The 9,067-nt window shown below is 59.6% G+C and carries 7 protein-coding genes; 6 read left to right on the top strand and 1 reads right to left on the bottom strand.

Translation table 11 applies throughout. The annotated features are described in order from the left end of the window. Window positions 1–174 precede the first annotated feature (174 nt). Window positions 175–1,044: an AraC family transcriptional regulator gene (locus Q0K10_RS13100; RefSeq protein ID WP_294507808.1), complete on the top strand. Its 870-nt coding sequence runs from the start codon at window positions 175–177 to the stop codon at window positions 1,042–1,044. Window positions 1,045–1,117: 73 nt separating this feature from the next. Next, a complete protein-coding gene (locus tag Q0K10_RS13095; protein WP_294507805.1) occupies window positions 1,118–2,617 on the top strand; it encodes a carbon starvation CstA family protein in 1,500 nt (499 codons plus the stop codon). A gap of 54 nt (window positions 2,618–2,671) precedes the next feature. On the opposite strand, the gene Q0K10_RS13090 is transcribed toward Q0K10_RS13095, so the two are convergent. After that, window positions 2,672–3,511, bottom strand: a complete 840-nt coding sequence (locus tag Q0K10_RS13090) for a TIM barrel protein (RefSeq protein ID WP_294507803.1) — start codon at window positions 3,509–3,511, stop codon at window positions 2,672–2,674. Between the two features lie 193 nt (window positions 3,512–3,704). Between Q0K10_RS13090 and Q0K10_RS13085 the strand changes: the two genes are divergently transcribed. The 4 genes from Q0K10_RS13085 to Q0K10_RS13070 are packed head-to-tail and all read left to right on the top strand — an operon-like array spanning window position 3,705 to window position 9,021. Further along, complete coding sequence (locus tag Q0K10_RS13085) at window positions 3,705–4,997, top strand: homoserine dehydrogenase (protein ID WP_294507801.1); 1,293 nt, start codon at window positions 3,705–3,707, stop codon at window positions 4,995–4,997. Between the two features lie 22 nt (window positions 4,998–5,019). After that, window positions 5,020–6,429: an aspartate kinase gene (locus Q0K10_RS13080; RefSeq protein WP_294507799.1), complete on the top strand. Its 1,410-nt coding sequence runs from the start codon at window positions 5,020–5,022 to the stop codon at window positions 6,427–6,429. 4 nt (window positions 6,430–6,433) lie between these two features. After that, the gene (gene zupT, locus Q0K10_RS13075) at window positions 6,434–7,252 is read left to right on the top strand and encodes a zinc transporter ZupT (protein WP_294507797.1); all 819 of its coding nucleotides are present in this window, start codon (window positions 6,434–6,436) and stop codon (window positions 7,250–7,252) included. 35 nt (window positions 7,253–7,287) lie between these two features. Continuing rightward, window positions 7,288–9,021, top strand: coding sequence for a proline--tRNA ligase (locus Q0K10_RS13070; protein ID WP_294507796.1), 1,734 nt, complete (start codon window positions 7,288–7,290; stop codon window positions 9,019–9,021). Window positions 9,022–9,067: the final 46 nt, after the last annotated feature.

The raw sequence follows: 9,067 nt of genomic DNA, 5'->3' as shown, positions 1-9,067 counted from the left end.
CGTGTAAGTTAATCGCCATAAATTACACGCCGCAAGCAGAAACCGCGAACGTCAGCTATTTATCATACCATCTCCTTCTTGTTTTCCCGGTCTGTGTTCTTGTCTTTCTCCCGGTCTCGATTTATAGTATAATGGGCGATCACGATTTAAACCAGACAAAAAAGAGCAAAAACCATGCAGAATCGACCAAATTATGCGATTCAATTTCTGCCGCAGGCACCGGGGGGGACATTTCCGCTGAGCATCCATGATCATCCGCGTCATCCGGCCCGGGAGATCGACTACCTGCACCGCCACGACTGCCTAGAACTGGGCCTCTGCCTTGAGGGAGAGGGTGTTTTCGTGGTGGAGGGTAAAATCATGAATTTCCGCCGGGGAGACTACTCCGTGATCGACCCGACGGAGGCGCATCTTGCCACGAGCGCCGCCGGGACAACTTCGCACTGGGTGTGGTACTATCTCGATTTCGAACGGATACTGCTGCCGCATTTTCCGGATCTGGACCTTCGCTTTCTCCCGGCGCTCCGGGGGGCGGGATTCCGAAACATCCGGGACGGCGGAACCGATCCGCGCGGCAGCCGACTGCTCGAAGAGCTGTTCCGGGCCGAAGAACAGGAGGAACAATGCGCACTGGTGCTGCTGCTGGCGCTCCATTTCAGAAAACAGTTCGGGGAAACCGTTCCGCATCTCCACCCGGAACGGAGCGCCGGCGAATTTGAACGGGTGGCCCCCGCGATCGCCTATTTCAGCCGGAACTGCGCGGGGACGGCCACCGTGACGGCCGCCGCGCGGCTCTGCTGCATGAGCCTGACGAACTTCCGCAGAGTGTTCCGGCGCGAACTCGGGAGCTCCCCGCAGGAGTATTTGAACAAGCTGCGCATCGGCATGGCGCTGGCCGAACTGCGCAGCGGCCGATCCTCGATTTCAGAGGTCGCCGCACGCTGCGGATTCCCCTCGCTTTCATGCTTCAACCGTCAATTCCGGAAGCAGCAGGGATGCACACCGCGGGAGTTCCGCCTCGATTCCGGAAAACGCAAACAATAACTTGCATTGGAACGGAATTCGAAGTATATTAATGAGTTTCGTTCAGAACAAGTCTCAAATCGAGGGGGTTATCATGCTGCTGTTTCTGATCGGGATGGCGATACTCGTCATCGGCTACTTCACCTATGGAAGACTCGTTGAAAAGATTCTCGGTCCGGACGATCGCCCGACCCCCTGCCAGACCTGCTGCGACGGCGTTGATTACGTCCGGCTTCCGCACTGGAAAAACATGCTCATTCAGCTTCTGAACATCGCCGGAGTCGGTCCCGTGATCGGGGTGATTCTCGGGATCAAGTTCGGGGCGGTCGCGTTTCTCATCATCCCGATCGGCAACATCATCGGCGGTTCGGTGCACGACTTCGTCGGCGGCATGATGTCCCTGCGCCACAACGGCGCGAACCTCCCGGCGCTGATCCGGATGAACACCGGGAAGGCTTTCTACTGGATCTTCTCGGCCTTCATGATCCTCCTGCTGCTGCTCGTCGTCGCGGTGTTCATCAACATCCCGGCGAAACTCATTGACGGCTTCTGGCCGGAAAGCCCCTATTTCTGGTACATTGTGGGGCTGATTTTCCTTTACTATATTGCCGCGACGCTCTTCCCGGTGGACAAGATCATCGGGTCGATCTATCCGTTCTTCGGCGCGCTGCTGATCCTCGGAACCTTCGCGATCTTCGCGGTACTGATGTATCACGCCTGCAAGGATCCGTCGCTGCTTCAGGAGTCGGAGGCGTTTCGGGCCGGAATGCTGACCCCCGAAAACAACAGCCCGATTCTGCCGATGCTGTTCGTTACGATCGCCTGCGGAATTCTCTCCGGATTCCACGCGACCCAGTCGCCGATCATCGCCCGCACGATGGCCCATGAAAACCAGGCCAGATCGAGCTACTACGGCATGATGGTTCTCGAAGGGGTGATCGGCATGATCTGGGCTGCGGCGGGCCTCGCGATCTACAACCTTTTCCCGGAACTCATGAAGGTCGACGCGACCACGGTCCTTTCGAAAATCACGACCTACTTCCTCGGCTCCTGGGTCGGGGCGGTCACGGTCATCAGCGTGGTGATTCTCGCGATCACTTCGGGCGACACGGCGATGCGCAGCCTGCGGTTGAGTCTCGCGGAAATGTTCAACATTCAGCAGAAGCCGATCCGCAACCGCTTTCTGCTCTGCGTGCCGCTCATCGTGATCGTGGTTCTGCTGCTCTGGTGGTCAAATCAGAGCGTGGAGACCTTCAACCAGCTCTGGGTCTACTTTGCGTGGGGCAACCAGGTGCTCGCGAGCTGCACGCTGACCGCGGGCACGGTCTGGCTTTTCCGCCACGGCAAACCCGGATGGATCACGGCAGTGCCGGGGGCGTTCATGACCTTCATCGTCACGACCTACATTCTCTGGATCTCCCCGGCACACGGCGGGCCGCTCGGCAAACCGCCGGTCGGATGCGGTCTGGAGCTCCGTACCGCCTACATTCTGGCGATTCTCTTCTGCCTGGTGACGACCGGCTGGAGCATCTGGTACGGACGTAAACTGAACCGGATCGAACATCCGGCGACGATTGCGGAAGAGACGAAGTAACCATCCACACGACATCAGGATCTCCGGGGGATGACTCCCGGAGGTTTCGTTTTTTCAGAATCCGGATGCGGGATACGCGACCCGGCAGGCGCGTTTGTACGCTTCGGTGAGATATTCGATGGAGGACAAATTTCCGTAGCAGTCGTTCTCGTGGCGGTCCGGCTTGCTTTTCCGGTTCAGTTCGAAGGTGAAAGCACCGTCGTAACCGCAGCGATTGAGACGCGCCGCAATCGCCTTCCAGTCGGCGACGCCGTCGAACGGCAGCAGATGCAGATCGTCGAGCCATGTGATCCGCCCGTCGAAATCGCGGATTCCGAGGTTGTCGTTCAGATGGGTGCAGACCAGATGTTTTCCATAAAGCGCAAGCAGATCGCGACTGCGGTTGTAACACATTTCGTGCCCCGAATCCCAGCAAAATCCGACACAGCCGTATGCGTCGGCCAGCGGCATGAGAGCGGCCAGGTACTCCTCTCCCTCAGTGTTTTCAAGCGCCAGCGTGACGCCGAGACGCTCCGCCTCGCGCGCGATCCGCTCGAAATTCGCGACGCCACGCTCATTCGGAGTGTGATCCTCAAAACCGATGAAGGCGTGCGCAACCATGATCGGGACCTCCTGTTCGGAGCAGGTGCGCAGACATGCGAGCAATTCCGCGACGGCGGCCTCGGCGCCATCGCCCTCCTTCCACATGTCGGCGGCCCGAAGAAAAGGAGCGTGGATCGACTGATAAAAAAGTCCGAGCCGGTCGGCGAGTTTCCGCCACGCGCCGATCGGAGCATCGGGCGACCACCCGGTAAAAAAGCCGTCGAATCCCGCCTGCCCGATCGATTCGATCAGTTCGGTTTCCGTACCGCCGAATTCCACATTGACGCCGAGACAGAGTTTTCGCTTGTACATAAAATCCCCCGTGATGTTTTCCATTCCTGCCGATCCGTGTAAAAGATACATCTGCCCGCCCGTAAGTCAAGGCGGAAGAGTGGATTTTCGCCAAAAAGACGGGAGGATGTATTTACAAAACAGCTTCGGAGTGCTATATTGTCATTTTGACGAAAGTTTGCTGTAAACATCTCACAGGACGGAGAAACAGAACGTGAAAGAAGTCAAAGTCGCAATCATCGGATTCGGCACGGTCGGAGCCGGAGTCGCGGAGAATATTCTGAAAAACGGCGAAGTGATCGCCAAACGCACCGGCGTGAAGCTCGTTCTGACCCGCATCGCCGATCTCGACATCACGACCGACCGGGGTGTCGCCGTGCCGAAAGAGCTGCTGACCACCAACGCGGTCGAGGCGATCGATTCGGCCGACATCGTGGTCGAACTCATCGGCGGAACCACCATCGCGAAGAAGTTCATCCTCGACGCGATCAAGGCGGGCAAACATGTCGTCACCGCAAACAAGGCGTTGCTCGCGATGCACGGGCAGGAAATCTTCGATGCGGCGGAACAATCCGGGGTGGACGTCTGCTACGAGGCGAGCGTGGCCGGAGGGATTCCGATCATCAAGGCGTTGCGCGAAGGTCTCGTCTCGAACCGGATCAACCGCATCTACGGAATCATGAACGGAACGTGCAACTACATTCTGACCCGGATGGAGAAAGAGGGAGCCGACTTCGACACGGTTCTGGCCGACGCGCAGAAACTCGGGTACGCGGAGGCGAATCCCTCTCTCGACATCGACGGCTTCGACACCGCGCACAAGACTTCGATTCTCGCCTCGCTGGCATTCGGGCGCTGGTTCGGAATGGATCCGGTCCATGTCGAGGGAATCCGCAGGCTTGAGCTTGCTGATCTGCAGTACGCCGACGAGCTCGGCTACCGGATCAAACTGCTCGGGATCATCAAGCAGCTCGACGGCAAGGTGCAGATGCGCGTGCATCCGACGCTGATTCCGAAGAGCACGCTTCTTGCCGGAATCTCCGACGTGTTCAACGGCGTGATGGTCGAGGGCGACACCGTCGGCCAGACGCTCTTCTACGGGCGCGGCGCCGGACGCAGTGCAACTGCAAGCGCCGTGGTTGCGGACATCACCGATGTGGCGCTGAACATCGTCAGCGGTTCGGTGCGGAGGATTCCGGCGTTCCGCCCCGGGGAACAGTTCAGTGAAGTCGTGTCGATCGACGAGGCCTCGTCCCGCTACTATTTGCGTTTCATGGTCAAGGACTGTCCGGGCGTGCTCGCGTCGATCACGCAGATCCTTGCGGAAAAGTCGATCAGCATTTCGAGTTTGATTCAGCATGAACGCCGCGACGCGGACGGAGTGGTTCCGCTCGTGATTCTGACCCACAAGGCCGTTGAGAAGGAGATCAAGAGCGCGCTCGGTGAGATCGACACGCTTTCGATCAATCACTCTCCGGTCAAACTCATGCGCATCGAAGACATTTAAGCAACAGGAATTCATTCAGGAAATGGGACAGCATACCGTAGAAAAAATCGGCGGGACCTCGATGACCCGCTTCGGCGAGCTCATGGACAACATCCTGATCGGCAGCCGCAAGGGAGATGAGCTCTACAACCGCATCTTCGTGGTTTCCGCTTACGGCGGCATCACGAATCTGCTGCTGGAGAACAAGAAGACCGCCGCCCCCGGCATCTATGCGAGTTTCGCGGCCGGCGACCGGGTCTGGGAGAACAAGCTTGAAGAGACCCGCAACGCGATGATCAAGCTGAACCGCTCCTTCGAGGAGCTCGGACTCGATCAGACCGCTGCGGACGATTTCGTGAACGAACGCATGGACGGCGTGAAGAACTGTCTGCGCCATCTCATGCAGCTGCGCAGCTTCGGCCACTTCCACCGCGAGGATTATCTTCCGGCGGCGCGCGAACTTCTGAGTTCGATCGGGGAAGCGCACAGTGCGTTCAATTCAACGCTGATTCTGCGCGAACGCGGCGTGAATGCGGTGTTTGTCGACCTCTCCGGCTGGCGCGACCAGGATACCGGATCGATGGAGGAGACCATCATGAGTCACCTCGCGGGGCTCGACTTCGCGAGCTGCATGCCGATCGTGACCGGCTACGCGAAATGCAAAGAGGGCGTCATGGCCAAGTTCGACCGTGGATACAGCGAGATCACCTTCAGCAAACTCGCGGTCGTGACCGGCGCACGCGAGGGAATCATCCACAAGGAGTTCCACCTTTCGACCGGTGATCCGAAGCTGATCGGCCAGGACAAGGTCCGCACGATCGGGCACACGAACTACGACATCGCCGACCAGCTCGCGGATATGGCGATGGAGGCGATCCATCCGAAGGCGTCGAAGGCGATGGAGCTTGCGGGGATTCCGATCCGCGTGGCGAACGCGTTCGATCCGGGCAATCCCGGCACGCTGATTTCGCGCGACTACGTTTCTCCGACTCCGCGCGTGGACATGATCTGCGGTCGCCGCGATGTGCTTGCGATCGAGGTGTTCGACCCCGAGATGGTCGGCGAACCCGGATACGATTACAACGTGCTCGCGAGCTTCGCGAAAAACAAGATCAGCTACATTGCGAAGAACACGAACGCGAACACGATCACCCATTTCGTCTCCGAAAAGGCGAAAGGGCTCAACCAGTGCCTGGAAGAGCTCAGGGAGCGGTTCCATGGAGCGCGGGTTTCGACGCGGGAAGTCGCGATCGTGAGTGTGATCGGCACGAACATGAAGATTCCGGGTTTCCTGCACCGTGCGGCAAAGGCGCTTGCGGAAGAACACATCAACGTGCTTGCGCTCGACCAGTGCATCCGGCAGGTGAACATGCAGTTCATCATCGACCGCGGCGACTTCGAATCCGCGCAGAAGGCGCTGCACCGCGAGCTTGTGGAGAACGAACGGAAGTAACCCCATGGAGCTGTTGCCGGGATCGGGATCGGTATGGGGCGCACTGCTCCTGACCACGCTGGCCGGAGCGGCCACCGCGGCTGGTGCGGGGGCGGCTTTTTTCACCCGGCGGACGAACACGCGGTTTCTGTCGGTGGCGCTCGGTCTCTCCGGCGGGGTGATGATCTACATCTCGTTCGTCGAGCTGCTTGCGGGCGCCAACACGGCGTTGCGCGAGGCGTTCGGCGGAAGGACGGGTGCATTCGCGGCGATGGCGGCTTTTTTCGGCGGGATGCTCGCAGCGGGAATCATCGACCGGCTCGTTCCGGAACCGGTGAATCCGCATGAAACGAAGTCGCTTGAGGAGATGAACGGCCAGGCTCCGCCCGACAGTGCGAAACTGCATCGGGCAGGAATCCGGTTTGCGGCGGCGATTGCGATCCACAAGTTTCCGGAAGGGCTGGCGGTTTTTGCGGCGAGTCTGACCGGGCTCGAACTTGGGATTCCGGTCGCGCTCGCGATGGCGCTGCACAACATTCCGGAGGGAATTGCGGTTTCAGTGCCGGTTTATTATGCGACCGGCAGCCGGGCGAAGGCGTTCTGGTACGCGAGTTTGACCGGGCTTGCGGACCCGGCCGGTGCGCTGCTCGGTTATCTTGTGCTCGCGCCGTTTCTGACGGGGACGCTGCTGGAGATCATCTACGCGGCGGTGGCGGGCGTCATGGTGTTCGTGACCTTCGACGGCCTGCTGCCGATGGCGCACAAATACGGAGAAGAGCACTGGTCGCTCTACGGGCTCGTGGCCGGGATGTTCCTGATGGCCGCCGGACTTGCGATCATTTGAAAAAAAATACAACCTTTGCGGAAGGATCGAATGTTATGAGAATGAGTCAACTGGTGGGGCGCCGGATCAAGGAGGATCCGAAGGACGCCAAGACGGTCAGCCACAAATTCCTGATCCGGGGCGGTTACGTGCGCCCGGTTTCGGCAGGAATCTATTCGCTGCTGCCGGTCGGCAAACGGATTGTCGCGAAGATCGAGAAGATCATCCGCGAAGAGATGGACCGCATCGACGGGCAGGAGGTTCTGATGCCGGTCGTGCTGCCCGCCGAACTCTGGCAGGAGTCGGGGCGCTACGAGTCGGTCGGAGCCGAGCTGCTGCGGTTCAAAGACCGCAACGACAAACCGATGCTGCTGGCGATGACGCACGAGGAGGCGATCACCCATCTTGTTCGCACCGAGATCAACAGCTACAAGCAGCTGCCGGTCATGCTCTACCAGATCCAGACCAAATATCGCGACGAGGCGCGTCCGCGGGCGGGGCTGATCCGTGTGCGCGAATTCACGATGAAGGACGCGTACAGTTTCCACACCGACCAGGCCGATCTTGAACAATACTACGCCCGCTGCCATGAAGCCTATGTCCGGATCTTCCGCCGTCTCGGCATGAAGAACGTTCTCTCGATCGAGGCGAACTCCGGTATGATGGGCGGCAAGGTGTCGCACGAATTCATGGCGATCTGCGACTGCGGCGAGGACACGGTCATCACGAATTCCGACAACTCCTACCGGGCGAACCGCGAGATCGCGGTCGCGGCGTGGAAGTTCGACAAGGGCGAACCGCTGCCGCTGGAGAAAGTGCACACCCCCGGCATGAAGACCATTGACGAGGTGGCGGGGTTCCTCGGCGTCGGCGCGGAGAACACCGGCAAGGCGGTTTTCTACCAGGACGCGCACACGGGAGAACTCATCTTCGTGCTGATCCGCGGCGACTTCGAGGTGAACGAGACGAAGCTCGGCAACGCGGTGAAGGTTCCGGAGCTGAAATTCGCGGATGATGCAGCAATTCTGGCGGCCGGGGCCGTTCCCGGCTTCGCGAGCCCGGTGGGCATTGACGGCAAGAAGGTGCGGATTGTGGTCGACCGCTCCGCGGCGGAGTCCGGCAACCTCGTGGTCGGGGCGAATGAGACCGACTACCACTACCGGAACTTCAACTTCGACCGCGACATGGCCGGAGTCGACTGTATTGTGACGGACATCGCGACCGTACGTGAAGGCGATCCCTGCCCGCTGACCGGAGAACCGCTGATCTTTTCGCGCGGAATCGAGGTCGGCAACATCTTCCAGCTCGGGACGAAGTACACCGAAGCGATGCACTGTGACTACCTTGACCGCGACGGCAAGTCGCATCCGATGGTGATGGGGTGCTACGGCATCGGCGTCGGCCGCGCGATGGCGGCTGTGATCGAACAGTCGAACGACGATTTCGGTCCGATCTGGCCGCTGTCGATCGCGCCGTATCAGGTGGAGATCTGCGCGCTGAATCCGGAGAAGAACGGCGTCGGCGATGTCTGCGAAAAACTTTACGCCGATCTTCAGGCCGCCGGAGTCGAAGTTCTGTACGACGATCGCGGCGAAAAGGCCGGTTCGATGTTCAGTGACGCGGACCTGCTCGGAATTCCGTTCCGGATCGTGGTTTCGCCGAAGACGCTCGCGGAGAATCAGGTTGAATTCAAGATCCGCGGCAGCCGCGACGCCGAACGTGTCGCCGTCGACGCCGTCGCGGAGCTTCTGAAGCGGAAGATCGAAGCGGAAATGGAAAAATACCGCTGACGCGCGGAAGAAAACACCGGGAGGTGCTTGAAAACCTCCTGGAAAA

It is taken from the genome of uncultured Victivallis sp. (assembly GCF_944391105.1).
GTDB lineage: Bacteria > Verrucomicrobiota > Lentisphaeria > Victivallales > Victivallaceae > Victivallis.
The sequence above is the reverse complement of the archived record's forward strand: the minus strand, read 5'-3'. Positions and strand labels throughout refer to the sequence as shown.